The organism is Azospirillum endophyticum (assembly GCF_016595245.1).
Lineage (GTDB): Bacteria > Pseudomonadota > Alphaproteobacteria > Azospirillales > Azospirillaceae > Azospirillum > Azospirillum endophyticum.
Map to the genome: position 1 here is coordinate 1 of NZ_JAENHM010000068.1, position 1,432 is coordinate 1,432.

Annotated in this window: 1 protein-coding gene; it reads right to left on the reverse strand. The window is 67.5% G+C overall.

Annotated features, from left to right (window positions below):
• Positions 1–71: 71 nt before the first annotated feature.
• A complete protein-coding gene (locus JHL17_RS25220) occupies positions 72–1,271 on the reverse strand; it encodes an IS256 family transposase (protein ID WP_200197442.1) in 1,200 nt (399 codons plus the stop codon).
• Between the last annotated feature and the right edge of the window lie 161 nt (positions 1,272–1,432).

Consider the following 1,432-nt stretch of genomic DNA (forward strand, 5'->3'; position numbering starts at 1 on the left):
GGATCGTGTCCCCGGGCGTGGTGTAGGAGCCGGAGCGCTCATGTGGTCTCCGGCAGGTCTGGCCGGGACGGTCACGCGGCCGCAGCGGGCAACGTGAGGGCGAGATCATCGCGCAGCGGAGCGATGGTTTCCAGGGTCATGTAGCGCGCCCGCTGGACCGCCCATTCATCGTTCTGTTCGAGCAGGATGGCGCCGATCAGCCGAGTGATCGCCGCTTCGTTGGGGAAGATGCCGACCACCTCGGTGCGCCGCTTGATCTCGCCGTTCAGCCGTTCCAGCGGGTTCGTGCTGTGGATCTTGGCGCGGTGCTCCTTGGGAAAGGTCATGAAAGCCAGCACATCTTCCTCGGCCTCGTCGAGCAGGGCGGCCAGCTTCGGCAGCTTGGGACGGACCTGATCGGCCACTTGGCGCCACTGCGCCTTGGCGGCGCCGGCGTCATCCTGGGCGAACGCGGTGGCGATGAAGGCCGACACCACGCGCCGGCCGCTCCGCCCGGCATGCGCCAGGGCGTTGCGCATGAAGTGCACCCGACAGCGCTGCCACGTCGCGCGGAACACCTTGGACACTGCCGCCTTGATGCCCTCGTGGGCGTCGGAGATGACCAGCTTCACCCCGGCCAGCCCGCGACGCTTGAGCTTGCGCAGGAACTCGACCCAGAAGGTCTCGGCTTCCGAGGCGCCGATGTCCATGCCCAGCACCTCGCGCCGGCCGTCGGTGTTGACCGCCACCGCGATGGTCACGGCGACCGAGACGATGCGTCCGTTCTGTCGGACCTTCACGTAGGTGGCGTCGATCCACAGGTAGGGCCAATCGCCCTCGATGGGACGCTCCAGGAAGGTCTTCACCCGCTCGTCGATCTCTTCGCACAGCCGGCTGACCTGGCTCTTGGAGATGCCGGACATGCCGAGCGCCTTGACCAGATCATCCACCGAGCGCGTCGAGATGCCGTGGACGTAGGCTTCTTGGATCACGGCGGTCAGCGCCTTCTCGGCCATCCGGCGCGGTTCCAGAAAGCCGGGGAAGTAGCTGCCCTTGCGCAGCTTGGGGATGCGCAGCTCAACGGTGCCTGCGCGGGTTTCCCAGTCGCGCTCCCGGTAGCCGTTGCGCTGGACCAGCCGGTCGGCGGAGCGTTCGCCGTGGGCGGCGCCGGTCAGGCCCTGCACCTCCAGTTCCATCAGCCGCTCGGCTGCGAAGCCGATCATCTCGCGCAGCACGTCGGCATCAGGGCTCTTCTCCAGCAGCGCACGAAGCGCCATCATCTCGTCGGTCATCGTGGTCACCTTCGGTCGAGGTTGTGTTGTGGTGACCAGACTCTACCGAAGAACCACGATGGCCGCCCCGCTGTGGACAACCGGCCCGCCGAAGCCAGCTCCGAGGGCGCTTCGGCGGGCCGGCTCCCCACAGCTCCTACACCACGTTCAGGGACGTGACC